At 68.5% G+C, this 15,724-nt stretch carries 10 protein-coding genes and 3 pseudogenes; 6 read left to right on the top strand and 7 right to left on the bottom strand.

What is annotated here, in order from left to right; translation table 11 throughout:
- Positions 1 to 250 precede the first annotated feature (250 nt).
- Complete coding sequence (locus ACZ562_RS38045) at positions 251 to 868, bottom strand: TetR/AcrR family transcriptional regulator (RefSeq protein WP_471189234.1); 618 nt, start codon at positions 866 to 868, stop codon at positions 251 to 253.
- A gap of 105 nt (positions 869 to 973) precedes the next feature.
- On the opposite strand from ACZ562_RS38045, the gene ACZ562_RS38040 reads away from it, so the two are divergent.
- The 3 genes from ACZ562_RS38040 (at position 974) to ACZ562_RS38030 (ending at position 3,703) form a co-directional block, all read left to right on the top strand.
- Positions 974 to 2,569 carry a CocE/NonD family hydrolase gene (locus ACZ562_RS38040; RefSeq protein WP_471189231.1) on the top strand — a complete coding sequence of 532 codons (1,596 nt, stop codon included), beginning with the start codon at positions 974 to 976 and terminating at the stop codon, positions 2,567 to 2,569.
- Between the two features lie 30 nt (positions 2,570 to 2,599).
- Positions 2,600 to 3,046 (top strand): DUF6069 family protein, encoded by a 447-nt coding sequence (locus ACZ562_RS38035; RefSeq protein ID WP_471189228.1) that lies wholly within the window; start codon positions 2,600 to 2,602, stop codon positions 3,044 to 3,046.
- 189 nt (positions 3,047 to 3,235) lie between these two features.
- Positions 3,236 to 3,703: a cupin domain-containing protein gene (locus ACZ562_RS38030; protein ID WP_471189226.1), complete on the top strand. Its 468-nt coding sequence runs from the start codon at positions 3,236 to 3,238 to the stop codon at positions 3,701 to 3,703.
- Positions 3,704 to 5,306: 1,603 nt separating this feature from the next.
- Here ACZ562_RS38030 and ACZ562_RS38025 read toward each other — a convergent pair.
- The 6 genes and pseudogenes from ACZ562_RS38025 to ACZ562_RS38000 all read right to left on the bottom strand — a co-directional run.
- Positions 5,307 to 6,227, bottom strand: a pseudogene (locus tag ACZ562_RS38025) (Tn3 family transposase); the annotation flags it as partial.
- Positions 6,228 to 6,357: 130 nt separating this feature from the next.
- A complete protein-coding gene (locus ACZ562_RS38020; protein ID WP_471189223.1) occupies positions 6,358 to 8,214 on the bottom strand; it encodes an Imm51 family immunity protein in 1,857 nt (618 codons plus the stop codon).
- Between the two features lie 322 nt (positions 8,215 to 8,536).
- Positions 8,537 to 8,899, bottom strand: coding sequence for a DUF742 domain-containing protein (locus tag ACZ562_RS38015; protein WP_471189221.1), 363 nt, complete (start codon positions 8,897 to 8,899; stop codon positions 8,537 to 8,539).
- Positions 8,896 to 10,716, bottom strand: coding sequence for a sensor histidine kinase (locus ACZ562_RS38010; protein WP_471189219.1), 1,821 nt, complete (start codon positions 10,714 to 10,716; stop codon positions 8,896 to 8,898). The genes ACZ562_RS38015 and ACZ562_RS38010 overlap by 4 nt, the downstream gene beginning before the upstream one ends.
- A 529-nt stretch (positions 10,717 to 11,245) precedes the next feature.
- A pseudogene (locus tag ACZ562_RS38005) lies at positions 11,246 to 11,429 on the bottom strand (MobF family relaxase); the annotation flags it as partial.
- A gap of 94 nt (positions 11,430 to 11,523) precedes the next feature.
- Entirely contained in the window at positions 11,524 to 12,882 is a 1,359-nt protein-coding gene (locus tag ACZ562_RS38000; RefSeq protein WP_471189216.1) for a hypothetical protein, read from the bottom strand.
- 189 nt (positions 12,883 to 13,071) lie between these two features.
- On the opposite strand from ACZ562_RS38000, the gene ACZ562_RS37995 reads away from it, so the two are divergent.
- From ACZ562_RS37995 to ACZ562_RS37985, 3 genes and pseudogenes are all read left to right on the top strand, one after another.
- A complete protein-coding gene (locus ACZ562_RS37995) occupies positions 13,072 to 13,578 on the top strand; it encodes a hypothetical protein (protein WP_471189213.1) in 507 nt (168 codons plus the stop codon).
- Positions 13,579 to 14,430: 852 nt separating this feature from the next.
- Positions 14,431 to 15,207, top strand: a complete 777-nt coding sequence (locus ACZ562_RS37990; protein ID WP_471189211.1) for a hypothetical protein — start codon at positions 14,431 to 14,433, stop codon at positions 15,205 to 15,207.
- A gap of 48 nt (positions 15,208 to 15,255) precedes the next feature.
- Positions 15,256 to 15,602 (top strand): annotated as a pseudogene (locus ACZ562_RS37985) (transposase); the annotation flags it as partial.
- Positions 15,603 to 15,724: the final 122 nt, after the last annotated feature.

The raw sequence follows: 15,724 nt of genomic DNA, 5'->3' as shown, positions 1-15,724 counted from the left end.
CGGTTTCACAGCGCGGAAGAAGTTCTCCGCTATGTCGAAGCCAGGGAGGAATCGAATACCCATGCGAAATCGTAATGTTGTTTGCGCACGGCTTCGCAACGACTCGATCCGCTGCCACTGCGCGTCCGTCAGTTCACGTCGCCGCACCATAAAGTGCCCCTGCCCCGCCCGAGAGCTGATCCACCCACCGCAACAAGAGCCATCAGAAACGGCCTAGCCGTTCACCGACGTTTTTACAGCCCCGGCCCGGTCAGCTCAGCCTCCAGCCGTTGCCGGGTTTCGTGGGCAGGGTGTCGGCGAGGTAGTGCTGGATGGTGGGGGCGAGGAGGTCGGTGACGGTGTCGGCGGGGAGGGTGGCGATGTCGCCGACCTGCCAGATGTAGCGGTTCATGACCATGCCGACGATCTGGGTGGCGATGAGGCTGGCGCGCAGGGTGCGTTCGGTGTCGGGCAGGCCGTGGGAGACGACGGCCAGGACGAGTTCGGAGAACAACTGCCGCAGGCGGTGCATGGCGGCGGGTTCCTGGGCGGCCGTGAGGATGATGGAACGCAGGATCTCGGCGGAGGCGGGGTCTTCCCACAGACGCAAGGTGGCCTGCACGAACGCGCGTCCGCGCTGGTGTATGGGCTGCTCGGCGGCGGCGGCCACGGCTGCGCCGAACGCCTCGGGGGGTTGCATGACCGCTTCCAGCAGCCCGGTCTTGGTGCGGAAGTAGTAGTGGACGAGGCCAGGGTCGACGCCGGCTTCCTGGGCGACCGACCGCAGTGAGGTCGCGGCGTAGCCACGGGTGGCGAAGGATCTGCGGGCGGCGGCGATGATCTTGTCCGCCTGCTCTCCGCGCTCTCCCCGGGGACCTCGCCCAGTCACACCGCATCACCTTCCGTAACAGGTCAGAGAAGGGACTTCCCGTCCGCGACAGTTTCATCATACGCTGAAATTAGTTTCCACACGTGAGGAAATTAGGAGATGGTCATGCGCGCGTCCAAGGATGAGTGGATCACGGCGTCCGACAGTGTCCGGATCTGCGTCGATGTGTACCTGCCCGACGGGGACGGCCCGTTCCCGGCGTTGTACGCGGTAGCCCCCTACCAGAAGGACCTGCTGTACCTGCCGGCGGTGTCGATGTTCCGGTACATCGAGACCGGACCGATCGACTACTGGACCGGCCACGGCTACGCGGTCGTGATCGGCGACCAGCGCGGCACCGGCAGGTCCGAGGGGGAGTTCGAGCTGTTCGGCCCCGCCGAGCAGCGCGACTTCTACGACACCATCGAGTGGATCGCCTCCCGGCCCTGGTCGACCGGGAAGGTGTCGATGATCGGGGAGAGCGCCTACAGCGTGAACCAGTGGCTGGCCGCCGCGCAGCGCCCGCCGCACCTGACCTGCGCGCTGGTCTACAGCGCGTTCACGAACCTCTACCACGACGCCGTCTACCACGGCGGGGTCTACTCCATGGGGTTCCTCAACTTCTGGTCGACCGACCACCTCCGCGCCAGCGCCACCATCGGCGGCGGCACCCCGCCCCGGCCCGGCGGCATCACCGCCGACATCATCGGCATGACCTTGGACCGGCCCGTCGTCGACGACTGGTGGGACCAACGAGCGGTGAAGGTGGAGGACATCGATGTCCCGGTGCTCAACATCGCCTGGTGGTACGGCGTCGGCCTGCACCTGCGAGGTCAGCTCGACGGCTACGAACGGCTCAGGGGCACCGACAAGCGCCTCGTCGTGCTCGCCGGCATCGACAGCCACGAGCGCTACTACCAGACCGAGTTCCTCGACACCTACATCCGCCCCTGGTACGACCACTGGCTCAAGGGCATCGGAAACGGTGTCATGGACGGCCCGCCGGTCCGAATCCAGGTCGGCAACACCGGAAGCCAGCCGCGGGCGGAATCCGAATGGCCACCCCTGCGCGCCGTGCCGACCACGTTCTACCTGCACCCCGAATCCGCACACGCCGTCCGCTCACTCAACGACGGCAGCCTCACCACTACCCCGCCAACCCAGCCGACCGACGAGCCGACCGTCTACGACTACCCCAACCCCGAGTGGACGGTGGGCACCACCGTCATCACCGACGGCATCCCGCAGCCCACCCGCGGCATCCTCACCTTCACCACCCCGCCGCTGGAACACGACACCGAGGTCACCGGGAAGATCACCCTCGTGCTGTACGCCGAGTCCGACCGGACCGACACCGACTTCCACGTCAAGGTCTCCGAGCAGAAGGCTCTTCCGAAGCTCAAGGAGGCCCTCATGCGCAAGGTCGCCAAGAACGTACCGCCGCCCTCCGCGATGGTCACCCGCGGCTGGCTGAAGGCCTCCCACCGCACCCATCCGCCCCAGCCGATCGAGCCGGGGACCGTCGTCCGCTACGAGATCGAGGTCTGGCCGACCTCCTACCTCTTCCCCAAGGGCAGCCGCATCCGCCTGGAGATCGCCAACGGCGACTCCCCGGTCGCCGACGGCCTGTTCCACCACTACTACGGCCACCAGGTGGGCCGCGACCTCATCCATCACGACGCCGACCACCCCTCCCACCTCATCCTGCCCGTCATCCGCTGAGCCCCGACCTCTTCCAACGGAGCAACCATCGTGGCCACCGCATCGTCTGCACCGAGACCATCCGCCCGCTGCCTCACCAAAACCAACGCCCGGGTACTGCGACCGGCCGCCATCGGCGTCGCTCTCCTCGCGAACCTCGCGTACGTGCTCGTCCTCACCGACGTGGCCGGGTACGACCTCAGGACTCCCGCTGTGTTCGGCCGGCCGGCCCAGTCCATCCTGATCAGCGTGGTGATCACCGCCTCCGTCGTCCCGGCGCTGCTCGGCTGGGGACTGCTGGAGCTGCTGGAACGATTCGTCCCACGGCGGGCCATCGTCATCTGGGAGGCGCTCACGGCTCTGGTGTTCGTCGCCAGTCTTCCCTACAACGGGGCCGGCGTCACAACGTCCGACCAGCTCCTGCTGGCCCTGATGCACCTGATCGTCGGCGCGGCGGTGATCCCCGCATTCGTGAACACGTCACTACGCCGATCTTGACGCCCGGCTCTGGCCGTCCGAACAGCTCGTAGAGACATCACCGGTGTGACTGACGGCGTCTACACCGTCTGCACCGTACTTACCGCCCTTCACCAGGGCTCCCGCGTCCAGGTCGTCGCCGACGCCGGCGTCGGCATCCTGCCCGCCTGACTCGCCCACGCGAGCCACGCACCCGCCTTGGAGACCGCCATGACCATGGCCTACCTTGCCCAACCCGACCAGCAGCAGACCCTTGAATGGCTCGACGGCGGGCTGTTCACGATCCTGCTCGACAGCCAGGCCACCGAAGGACAGCTCACCGTCGGACGGTTCGACATCCACAAGGGCGAGGCCCCGCCCTTCCACCTCCACACCCGCGAGGACGAGGTGTTCCTCCTCCTCAAGGGCGAGGCACTCGTGTGGGTCGGAGACGAACGCCACGAACTGTCCGAAGGCGGCGTCGTCTACCTGCCCCGCAACATCCCCCATGGCTACCGCATCACGTCCGACCATGCAGACCTCCTCCTCATCACCACCCCCGCGGGCATAGAGGAAATGTTCCGCCATGCCGGACGCGACGTCACCACGCCCCGCCCCGACGGGTTCGAGATCACCAAAGACAAGCTGGCCGAGGCCGCCGCCCTGCGCGGCAACCGCATCATCGGACCACCCCGCTGACCATCCACCCGCACCACGTCCACCCGCACCACGTCCGCCCCCACCCGCCGTCCCGCACCCACCGCGGACGGACCGGCGCTTCCGGCGGCGCTGCCCGGGTTGCGATGGCTCACCACCTCACCGTTCACCCGCTGCGGGAAGCGGACTCTCCCGCAGTACCGCGGCCGCCACGAGGGGACTGGCTGCACGAGCACCGCCGTGGCGCCTGCTACCGGACCCTCCCGCCGGAGGACCAGGGGCGCGCCATCGAGCACGAGCAGCCGGACCTCACCACCGAACAGCCCCGAAAGGCAGGGCCCCACCACATCGACAGGAGGCCCCGCCATGGCCAACCTTGCCCTCCTCTACCCGATCGGCACCGCTGTCGGCGCTACGTACGCGGCCGCCGCATGGGCCTGGCGCCGCTTCAAGGCCGGGGCCCGGGCGGGCGTGTACCCGGGATCCCCGAAACAGCAGGCCGCGCTCGGTCGGTCAAGGACCGCACCGCACCCCAGTTCACGTACGGGCCCTACCGGCCGACCGCGACGCAGGCCGCCCACGACGAGCGGGCTCTGGACACTCGGCGGCGAGGCCGCCCACCCCATGACACCAACACCCCACAAGGAGGAGGTGAGCACCATGACCACCCTCATCGCAGCCGCTGTGACGAAGCCACCGCCCTGCGCGGCCACCGCATCATCGGACCACCCCGCTGACCATCCGGCCCCACCCGCCGTCCCGCATCCACCGGGGGACGGCCCGCCACTCCGCTCGGCGTGGCGATCCCCGCGTTCGTGATCACGTCACTGCGCAGATCCTCAAGCCCGGCTCAGGCCGTCCGAAGAGTCCGTGGTGCCCGCCTGCGCACCTCCAGTTCCTCGACCTCGAGACGGCGTCGAGCGCTTCAAGTACGCGCCGTCCCGTCGTGCAGCAGGAGCGCGGTATCGCCTGCGCACGCCGCGGCCGGATGCACCCGGACCCGCCGGGGGCAGGCTGCTGCGGGGTCGTCCCCCGGGGAGGCGATCGCGGCGCCGCAGGAGTGCGCCCGACCGACGTCGGCCGCCCGCTGAACACACCACCGTCCCACCCGAACCTTTAGCTGCTGCCATGAACTGTCTTCGGAATCGGCGACCTGAGTAGTCAATACTCTCGATATCCGCAGCACGATTGGCTTCATTGGCAGCAGCTGACCACGTTGACGCGACAGGATTCCATGACCGCCGCCGATCAGATCGCTGCCTGGGCCATCCTTGGATCACTCATGGTGTTCCTCTCACTGCTAGCCGCCATGATCCTTCTCGGAGTCATTCAAGAGGCAGTCAGGAAGCTGCGCGACAGGGGCGAGCGCCCCTGACCCGAGTTCGGCGACATCGGCAACCGTGGTGTTGAGCCTGGACAAGGTGGCATCCGCACCCCCGGCGCCCCTGCCGAGTCACATAGCGCTGCGTTCCTTCGTCGCCCGGCATGACGCCCTCCGCAGCGGCTTCCACGTGGAGGGGGGTGTCCTGTGACGATGGCTACTCCCCCGCCCCGCGGTCGCCACGCGGCCGGGCAGCTTCTTGGCCCACTGCGCCAAAGAAGTCGACGGCGTCTCGCAAGAACGTCTCGACGCCCCCGCGTTGGTGTCGCTGGCCTTGATGTTGAACTGGTAGCGGCCCAGGAAGTTGATGTGCCGGTCCTTCAGCGGCGGCAGTCGGGAGCCGTCCTCGTCCTTGATGTCGTGGCCCGCGGCGCGGAGTTGGGCGACGGCGGCGTCGAGGTAGCGGGTGTTCCACAGCACGACGGCGTTGAGGACGAGACCCAGACTGGCCAACTGGTCCTCCTGGCCCTCGCGGTACGCCTGACGGATCCGGCCCCAACCGCCGTGGCAGATGGGCGGGCCAGGCGGTGGCGGGACTCCTGAACGGTGAGCTGCCGGTTCATCAGGCGCCGGTAGGTGTCGTCGGCCGGGTCGACCAAGGCGGGCAGGTGCATGGTCTTGTCGATGCGGCCGTACTCGGCGAACGCGGCCACAGCGGGGTGGCCCTCACGGCCGAACATCCGCAGCAGGTCGTAGGCGCGGACCTGGTTGCTGACGAGCGAGCCCCGGCCACCCGGAGCATGTCCGGCCAGTGCGTCGCGATCCGCTTGAGGCCACGTTGTTGCAGGCCACGGCCTCCAGCGGCCCGTACCCGGAGGACGATCCCTCGCCTTGGAGCAGCTCGCCCGGCCAGACCCCTTGGTCCTGAAGGTCGCGGAAGCCGGCAGCCCGTCGCCCCACATCTGTGCCAACGATTCGGGACTGGGCGGCGATGAGCGCGCCGTTCACTGCGGCAAGGGTGTCGGCGCGCACGTAGTTCTGGTCGACGTGAGACAAGCGCGAGCGGGTCAGCGCTTTGTTCTCCGGGTCGACGACCGGGGTCAGGCCGATGTTGCAGCTCTGCGAGACCAACAGCGCTACCAGGGAGACGAGCAGGCCCTCCAATGCGGGTGCCCCGGTCGGAAACGTGGCCGAAGGCGTCGAGGAACCCGGTCCAGACGGATGCGAAAACTGCGGACCGGTCATCGTCCACGCGCGGGGGCACAGTGAAAGCCGATTGTGCTGAGCATGAGCCGTGACCTCGCTCCGGCACCAGGAACCGTGCCAGTGGCCTTTGTGATGGTCCGCATCGGAACGGCGGAAGACAACCGTTCACTTACCGGCCGTAACGGTCCCGATCCACCGCCGCCGCCAGCGCCGCCGCGAGCGCCTTGGGGTCGGCCAGCAGCGACTCCAGGGTGACCGCCACCGCCTCCAGGGCCTCGAGGTCGTAACCATGGGCGCAGAACATGCCGGCCTCGGAGTCGAACGAGATGCGCCGCAGCAGCGACTCCTGTCGCTCGACGAGGGTGGCGTGCACGGCCGACTGCCAGTCATGGCCTGTGCCTGCGCGCCCGTACATGGCGAAGACGTCGTCCGTGTGGCAAACCTCGTCCGGGGTGTAGACCACCGAGCTGCTGGATTCCCCCTCGACGCTGGATTCCCCCTCAACGAACGTGACGTTCGGGAACCGCGAGAAATCGGGTCGTCCGGACGTGGCCACGGGCGTAGCTCCCCCATCCGATATCCCCCGGGGACGAGAGGCGGTGTGTCGGCCCGCTGGGCCTGCCCAGTCGTAGAGATCGAGGGACACGGCGATCACCACTCCTGCGTCGTCACGCCACGCACTGCCGCGATACCGGCCGTCGCCGAGTCCGGTCCTGGCAACGACCCCGCAGTCGTCAACGACCGTCGCACGTGATGAGCCCGCGGCTGTGAGCCGATCGCCGACGGTCTCCACCAGTTCTGGGTCCGTGACGCAGATCCGATCGGAGTCACCGATGTCGAAGGACCCCGCCATCCCCGAGTCGACCAGCACATCGAACCTGTCATCGGGGATATGACCAAACCTCGCGGAATGGCCGTCGGCCCACATCCGCAACTCCGAAACCCGCGGACCCCACTCATCCCGATCAGCCACGAACGAGAACACCCGCCACGTCCCCACCTGCGCCGGCAGAGTCACCCCATGGACGCGATCGAACTCCGGAGCAAGCTCCTCAAGGTAGCAGGGGTCCGCCACCCGCAGGGCTCCGCTCGTCACCTCGAAGGTGCCCACGTCGTACCTGGTCCCCGGTGGGGTCGCGCCACCCTGATCGAGGAGGACAGCGAGATCGGAACATCCCAGGTGCGTTCGGCGACCCAGTGTGAAACTAGGCGACAGTCCGGCATCGTCCGCAACCTGGTAAAGCCGTTGCCCGAAGAAGGCCTCGGTCCGTTCCGCGTCGTCGCGGATACCCGCCAGGGCATGGAGGCGAGGGTCGGCCGACGGGGGCAGATCACGCAGCGCATGGTTGATGGCGCGACCCTGATCAACACGGAAGCGCCGATAGGTACAGAGAGTTCCCAGACGCGGACCGGGCAACGCTCCGCCGGAATCCCCCTCGACGATCTCGACTGCGTCGAACAATGGCCGCGCGACCCGCTCCGCTGCCTCCAGGTCGAGCGCGCACAGGTCGGCGAGCCGATCCCTCACCGCTGCCACGGCTGGGGTCGGACCGAACATCTGGAGCAGGTCATGGGGATCGCATACGCCATCGGTCAGCGGTTCTCCGGCCTTGACCTTGCTCCCGACGGGTACGCGCAGCACTCTGCCGCCGAGTGGGCCGAAAAGCCATCCCTGACGCGAACCCGACGAGCACCGGACGCCTCCGCCCAACGTCTCCGGCCACGACGTATCCGGCGCGTAGTCGTCTGCGGGGGCGGCCTCCTCGGTGAGCAGGTAGCCCGACCCGACCTGGTTCATGTACCCGTCGAAAAGGGGGATCCACGCGGCACACTCAGGCGGCCTCGCCAGGAGGATGTCAGCCACCGCCTCGGGCTCACTTGTCGCCGCCACCGACCGTACGAGTTGCTCGACATCCCGCGCCGACAGCCCGGACCCGGTCAGAACACGCGCAAGGTCATCCACCACCGAGCGCGATAGAACCGACCCGCCGCAACCCGGGCCATCCACATTCCGATCATCAGACATGGCCCGCACGGTACCCACACCCACCCCCACACCACGCCCCACAGGCCACCGCCGCAGCACAGTTGAGTACAACTACCTATCCGCTCCTCGCACATGCGGGGATGTTCCCTGGTCCGAACGCTCCGGCCGCCCCGTCGGCCACTGCTCCCCGCGCGTGCGGGGATGGTCCCTCCGGGTGGAGCTTGCCGAGGAACTCACGGTAGTGGCCTTCCAGACCGTCCCATGACGCGCCCCCTACGGGTCGGACATAACGCCATGGTATGTCCGACCCGAGTGGGGCTGGCAGTTCTGGATTCGAGAGATCCCGAGAACCCGCCTGATGTCACAAGCGCAGCAGGCCTTCCCTGATCCGCTCCAGCAGGGCTACGGAGGGCCTGTCGTCGTGCCCGTACAGGTGACTGTGCACGCGGACGTGGGCATCCATCGACAGATCGGCGACCAGTACTTGGGCCACCCCGAGCGGCACTGGAAGCATGGCGGCGATCTCGGCGATCGAGCGCGGGTACTGGCACAGTTCCACGATCGCTCGGCGCTCGAAGTCCAAGGGCGCGGTCAGCGCCGCGGGCGCCGCCGACACGAGTGTCTCCAGCCGCAGTTGATTGCTCACCGGGCGAGTGCGGCCGCGCGTCACGATGAACGGCCGGACCACTTCCCCGGCTTCGAATGCATCTTCGGCAGGCTTCATCGCGCCGCGGCCAGATCGGCCTGCCCGGACAGCAGCCGCCCGGGCAGGAGGACGGAGGCAGTCACCCCGGCCATCGGCGAGGGAGCCAGCCACACTCGGGCGCCGAGCCCGACGGCCAGTCGGCCGACGACATAGTGGCCGAGCAGCTGGGTTCGCCCCACCAGGAAGCTCTCCTGTCCGGACAAGCGCCGGTTCGCCGTGGCGAGCTCCGCTTCGGAGAGTCCGCCGCCGTGGTCCACGACGGCGATCACGTAGTCCACCCCGTGCCCTTGGGCGTAGAGCTCCACATCGGTCTCGGGGGATGAGGCGGCGAGGGCGTTCTCTATCAACTCCGCGAGGAGGTGTGCCACTTCGGATACGGCGCCTCCGTCGAGCAGCGCAGGGTCGGTGTGGCGCAGCAGGACCCGCCGGTAGTCGTCCACCTCGCCGAGGGCGGACCGCAGCACATCGCCTATCGGCACCGGATCCGCCCAGCGGCGCGGGCTGCGCTCCCCTGCCAGAACCAGCAGGCTCTCGGCGTTGCGCCGCATCCGGGTCGCCAGGTGGTCCAGTTCGAAGAGGTTGGCGAGGATCCCCGGGTCGTTTTCAGCGCGTTCCAGTGCGCTGAGGAAGCCCAGTTGACGGCTCACCAGCTCCTGGTTACGGCGCCCGAGGCTGGCCAGGGATTCGGTACTGTTGCGCTGCAGGACAGCCTGATCGACGGCGAGTTGCAGCGCGGTGTCCGCGACCCGGTCCAGCGCGCCAGCCACGTTGGCGATCTCGTCGCCGCGCGCGGCCAGCTCGGAGCCGGCGAAGCCCTCGGTGAGCTCGGCCGGATCTGCCTGGTGCTGTGCTTCCCGCACCCGTGCTACGGCCTTTGGCAGGGTGAGGTCGGCGAGACGGTGGGCCTCTTCGGTGAGCGCGTGCAGTGGCCGCAGGATGGACCGGGTCGCCGCCAAGGCCAGGCCGGCCGCGCCGGCGATCGCCAGGAGGGCCAGGACCGCCCCCAGGAGGAGCTGCCGCAGTGCGTCCGAGCGCAGCTGTTCGGCGCGAGCGCTGCTGTCGTCGGCGACACGGATCTGCACCTGGTGCAGGCCGTCCACCAAAGCGGTGGCGGGCTGCCACCAATCGGCCGGAGTGACCGGCAGCTTCTTGGCATCGTGCGCGGTCAGTACACGTTGCTCCATGCGCGCGACCGCGACTGCGGACTGGTTGCGCAGCACGGCGTCCAGCGCGTGAGTCTGCGCCGCTGTCGCGGTACGTGGCACCTCGGCAAGGGCGTCGCCCTTGGTGCCCAGCAGCGTGATGAAGGTCCGGTAGTCGCGATCGTTGAAGGACCCGGCAGCGAGGATCCCGTTGAGCGTGCCGCGTTCCAGCGCGGCTGCTTCAGCCCCGTCGCCGAGCTTGCGCAATGTGGCAAGGCTGTCCGTGAGTTGACGGTCTTCCAGCTCCGTACCGCCGCGAAAGGCCGCGTCGGTGAGCGCGGTGATGGCGTGGGTGTAAAAGGCGAGTGCCTCGGCACGACTGACGCTCCCGCTGTCGGCCTCGCCGCGTACGGTGGCCAGGCCGCCCAGCTGGGTCAGAGCGTCGCGTACAGCGCCGACGCCGGGCGAGTTCGCAGCGAGCTGCCGGTCGAGCGCGGTACGCGCCTGGTCGGAGGCCTTGCGTTGGGTATCCACCCGGCTGCGGAAGCTTTGGTCACCGCCGAGCAGCCCCGCAGTCAGGCCGCGCTCCCGCTGCAGCTGGTGGACCAACTCCTCGGCACCGAGGACCAGGACGACCTGGTCGCGGGTGCGCCCCGCTGCCCCGTAGTGGGAGGACTGCGTGATGGTTCCCATTGTGGCGACCACCACAAGGGCGCAGGTAGGCAGCGCCAACAGCAGTGGCAGTCGGCCGCGGATGGTGCGTGGTAGCGCCCGCGCCGTGAGGGCGGATAGGCGTGTTGGCTTGCTGGGCACGGTTTTGGATGTCCCCCCTTGGCACATGGCCGGACACAGGTGGCCGCGGTCATCGACGCGATGTGCGGCCCCGCCGAGCCTAGGGAGCCGGGATTGCCCTGGTGTTCCGGCCCGCTCATTCGGCCCGGAACTACCCAGGGAGACATGGGAAATTGGCCAGTCAGCGTCCGGTAGCGCACCCGTAACGTAGAGCGGTGCGCGCTTCAGTGGTCCACTGCGAGTCACCAGGCTGAGGCGACGCCAACGCCAACACGATGGCGGACGCCCGCGATCACGGAGTCGCAAGCACACGGCCTGCTCGCATCGGTCACCAACCCGCAGGCCCGAACGGGTTACCACGTCCGGGACGTCTTCACCGTGGACCGGGGCAGGAGACGTGTCACGTGCCCGAACGGGATCGCCAACCGCGTGACCGCGGCACCTTGCGCTTCGGCCGGCGCGTCTGGTCCCCGCCGGTCCGGCGAGTAGGAGGCCCGCTCCCCCGGCGGGTGCCCCTGCGCCTCTTCGTAGTCGGCCACGAGGACGGACATCGCGTCCGCGATCTGCTGACGGCGGGTCGACTGCCAGCCGATCAGCCGCTGGTCGATCCCTGCGTTGTGTGACCTGTAATCGTGTCTCAGCGGGTTGGTGTCTCACACGAGCCGACGGCTGAACGCCAACGGTCCAATCCAGGGGCTCATCCTGCTGTCATCCTGCTGTCATCCGCGCGAGCTCCGCAGCCGCGGCAACAGGGTGGCCCGCCTTCGCCAGTTCCGCCACGCGCCCGGACAGCTCTGCCAGCGGGCGGCACAGGTCGTCGTGGACCGCTTCGCTGCCCCGTGCAAGGGCCAGATGCAGGGCGGTGATCCCGGTCTGCGTCCACCCCTCGCCGTGCTCCCGCAGCCAGTTTCGCGGATCCCCGACGAGGTGCCGGAAGGCGGTGTCGTACAACAGGTGGCTTTCCAGCGCGAGCCGCCAGGCGACATCCGGGTCACCCTCCGACTGCCGCAGGCCCGCTGCCAGTTGGCCCAGGCGCCGGGCATACGGCGCTGCCGCCTCCGGATGCGGCAACCGGCCCGTCACCGAGGCGGACTCGCCGGAGGCGAGAGCACGGTGCAGGGCCTCGACGGGCTCGCCCAAGGCCGCTCCCGCTCGCAGAACCGCCTCGCCGAGAGTGACCGGTACCCCGTCGGCCAGGATGCGCTCCTGGGCCGGTACGGCGGCCGGATCGAGGGAGGCCGCCCGGGCGAGCAGTGGCGCTGCCTCGGCTGGGCGGCCCGCAGCGCGCAGGTGCACGCCTGTGCGGGCCAGCGCACCCGCGAGGTCGCCCCAGCCCTGCTCGGCGGTACTCAGCGTGAAGCCGTCCACGGCCAGGGCGTGGTCCCAGTTGGCACGGGCGGCTTCGATCCTGGAGGCGACCGCCGCGGCCATGTCGGTGGCGTAGCCGATGTGCGCGTCGGGTTCGGCGATCAGGGTGTCGATCGCGTCCTGGTACCGGCCCAGGGCCTGTCCGGCACAGAACAGGGCCTGGTCCGGGTCACCGTGCTGTGCCTGCACGACCGCGACCAGGCTGAGCAGGCGGGCGAAGTCCAGCGAGAGGGGAGGCCCCGCGGTCTGCAACCCAGCTCCTGCATACGCCTCCACGGCCAGGTCGGTGTCGGTGAGGGCGGAAGCCGCGTGCCCGGCGGCGGAGTGGGCCACGGCGCGGCGTGCACGGACATCGCCGATCCGTATCGCCAGCTCCGGTGCCGCGAGCCCGGATCGCTCGTAGCGGCTCTCGCTCTCATCGAGTGACGACAGGGCCTCGCCGATCAGGTCCACGGCGGTCTGCGAGGACCCCATGGAGTACAGCAACGACGCGAGCTGTTCGTTCAGCCGCGGTTCGTCCGGGCGGGCGTCCAGCTCCGCGCGCAGGACCCCTGCCGCCCGGCCGTGCTGGTCCAGCGACCGCAGAAGCAGCCGTCGGCGCTCCGCGCCTTGGGCTCGCTGAGCCTGCGCGCGGGCCTCCACCCCTTCCCAGTAGAGCTCGTGCACCCGCGACTGCCAGCCGTCGGCCGACGAAGCCATCAAGTCCCCCCTTGCCGACTCTCAAGGCGCCCCACCCTACTCGAACACACGAGCGTCCGAGGGTCTTCTGTGGCCCGCTCACCGACCTCGATGGCGTCCCCGTGCCCTGCTGCGGCCGCGACGGTACCGACGTGTCGGATAACCGCGGGAGCCGTGGGGTTCGGCAGGCTACCGTGAATGCCACGGTCGTTGGCGCTGTTCGTGGAGCTACTGCCGGATGCGGGCCGTTCGACAGCGGCCACCACATGGAACCGGTCCGCAGAGCCGGCCTGGACACGGAAAGGCGGACAACCCTTGAGCTGGTCGATGTTCAGGTTCCGCGAGCACTGGGCACACGCGCACGACGTCCAGCAAGAGACGTTCATGGCGTTGGCGGCGATGTACGTCGAGGCCAATCCCACCTACCGCGCGGTGCCGTGGCTGCGCGAATGGCAGGCCTTCTGGCTGAGGTCGATCGGGCGGCAGCCCAACGGTCTCACGGACGTGTGCGCCGACGACTATCTGACCGACGACGGGCGTGTCGCGCAGTTCCGGGAATTCCTGCGCGACTACCAGTCGTGGCTGGTTGCCTCGGAGGGACCGTTGGACACGGCGGCCGGGCTGAGCGCCGACAAACTCGTCAAGTTCACCCAGACCGTCGATGCCGTGCTCGCCGGCGACGACACGCACCCCACGGTTCAGCTGATCCAGCAGTGAGGAGCCTGCCGCCGCTGCCCGGAAGGGGTGTGATCTGTCCAGCTGTCCGGGGCGTGTCTGTCTCTTCCGAGTCGGTGTTGGGTGGGCAGGACGCTCACGTTCTCGGTCCTGTCTGTAGCCGTCCGCGCAAAGCGGTGTTCTCGGCTTCGAGTTCGGCATTCCTCAAGGCGAGCACCTGGATCTGGTTCGCGTAGGCGGCTCCGGCCACCCGGAGGTCGCGGACGTCGGCCGCGTGTTCCTGCCGGAGTTTGCGCTCTGCTTTCCTCAGCCGGTGATCTCGGAGCGGAGCTCTTCGACCTGGGGCCGGCGGATGTCGGGGGCGGCAAGGACCGCCTTGATGACCGACGCGACGGGCGAGCGGTGAAAGAGGCGCGTGACACACTGGCTTCGTCGCAGATGTTCATGACGGTCAGTGGCCCGTCGGTGGCCTCGCTCAGACCGTGCATGAGGTTTTCGAAGGCCTGCATGAGCGCCTGGTGTTCACGGCGCCGGCCTCAGCCGCCTTCACCCTGGCCTTCGGATCACCAGCGAGTCCCTTGCGCACAGGTCACAGGCCTCATCAGCAACCGGCGTTCGCTCCGCAGGCATGCGCGTCGCAGCCAAGGCGCCACCCCGGCCGGCCAAGGAAACCGGCGCCCGCCAGCTGAGCCCTGCTCCCCCGCGTCGCCGATATGGACGCGCAACTCACACATGCCCGCCAGCACGTCCGAGATGAACCCTTCGGGAGAACGGCCCAAAAGCAAACCAAAAGGGGGCAGTTGGACGACTTTGAACCCCCTGTCGATCTGCTGCTCACCCGGTGCCGCAGCGCCCTCAGCGAGGACGCGATGCTTCGCACGTTCATGGCAAAGTGTGGACAGGTTCACCAGCGTCTATGATCTTGCGGACGTAGTACGAATGGAGGCAACCGTGCGGCTCGATCGGGAAGGTGAACCGAGCACGATAGCCAGCCTGCTCGCCCGGTTCGGAGGCACCCGGCAGTGGCTTCACGACGAGCTGACTTTCCTGGACGAGGACGGCCAGGAAGAAGCCGAACAGGCCGGGTCGGTGCGGGTCTACTCGGGAGGACTGTCCACCAACGAGCCGATCGAGACCGCTGACGGTCCGTTCGTGGTGGTCGTCGACGGCGACCTCACCACGACCGACTACGTCCGCCTCAGCACGGACGACTACGTCCCAGGGCTGGTTGTCGTCACAGGCGCTCTGCGCGCGAGAACACTGTGGTTCGAGCTTGGAGCCCGTGTACTGGTGGAAGGGTCGGCCGTCATCGCGGAGGCATGCTTCGGGACGGGAGGCGATCGTAATGCCATGCTCCACATCAGCGGAGAGCTGGACACGTCCCTGCTCGTCCTCGACGGCTGTACGCCGGTGTTCGCAAGGGGTGGCATCCGATCACTGATCTACGGCGGCGCGGGCTGGTGGAAGACGCTGGAGCCAGACATTCCCACGAGCGCTGAAGTCGAACGCTACTTCCGACAAGACCTGCTCGATGACTACGGAATCCTCGACTGGGACCGGGCGTTCGCGGCGGCTCGGGCGGGCTCGCCGTTGCTACTTCCCGGCGTGGAGGAGTCCTTCCCCGAACGGCTGGAGGCTCGCCCCGCCGTCAGCGGGTACCAGGTCGAGTAGCTGAGAGGAACTCGCCTCCTGGCTATTCGACCTGGGCGCAGCCCCGGGCGGCTGGGGCCGGGCCGACATGTCGCCGGGGTCACCGCTGCCCAAGTCCGCCACGTGGTCGAGGACCTCATCGACATGGGCCGTTGGAAGGCGGGCGACCTCGATATCCTGATCGTCTTCGACGCCGGCTACGACGCTCCGCGCATGGCCTGTCTACTGGAAGGACTGCCGGTGGAGTCCTCGGGGCGGATGCGCACGGACCGCGTGATGCGCAAGCCGGTCCCGGTGCCGTGGATCTCACCGCCCCAGGGCGGGGTGCCGGGCTGAACGGTGCTGCCCACGGACGCGCGCCCGAGCACGGCAAGGAGTTCCGCTTAGCCACGCCCGGCACCTGGCGCGAACCCGATCCGCGATGGTGCAGGTCACGCTTCGATCTAGGGAGCGTATTTGGTTGTGATCAAGCGGTGGCTCGTGTGAGGTCCTTGATCCAGATCATTGAGGCGCGAAGGTGGAGACCGGCGAGGTAGCT

The sequence above is a fragment of the Streptomyces sp. NPDC040410 genome, assembly GCF_055595715.1.
The sequence above is the reverse complement of the archived record's forward strand: the minus strand, read 5'-3'. Positions and strand labels throughout refer to the sequence as shown.